Origin of the sequence: Oceanipulchritudo coccoides, assembly GCF_010500615.1 — a bacterium.
Taxonomy (GTDB): domain Bacteria; phylum Verrucomicrobiota; class Verrucomicrobiia; order Opitutales; family Oceanipulchritudinaceae; genus Oceanipulchritudo; species Oceanipulchritudo coccoides.
The window spans coordinates 1-328 of the sequence record NZ_JAAGNX010000032.1 but is presented as its reverse complement, the minus strand read 5'-3'; the positions used below and the strand labels follow the sequence as shown (position 1 = coordinate 328).

The window sequence follows — 328 nt, the reverse complement described above, 5'->3', positions numbered from 1 at the left end:
ACCAGGATCGACTTCTCCGGACGCTCTCGATGAAACCAGTCCCGCATATCCGTAAGATAGTCGAGCTTCTGACCAAATTTCTCATTGACCGCCCGATCCGCCACATCCCCTCCGGCAGGCACATAAAAGTTGTGAACCGTAACGCCGTTTTCCAACCGTCCCGCCACATGCCGCGCATGGCCCAAATCGGCAAAATCCTGTGATCCGGCCTCCTCCATCGGAAGCTTCGACAGGATCGCCACACCATTGTAACCCTTCTGACCGCGCGCCACCGCATATCCGTACCCCGCCTGCGCAAAAACCTCGAGCGGGATCTTTTCAACCGGGC

The 328-nt window shown here is 57.6% G+C and carries 1 protein-coding gene; it reads right to left on the bottom strand.

The window, feature by feature from the left end:
* A partial coding sequence (locus G0Q06_RS14315; protein WP_484549367.1) for an exonuclease/endonuclease/phosphatase family protein occupies positions 1 to 328 on the bottom strand: 328 nt, incomplete at both ends.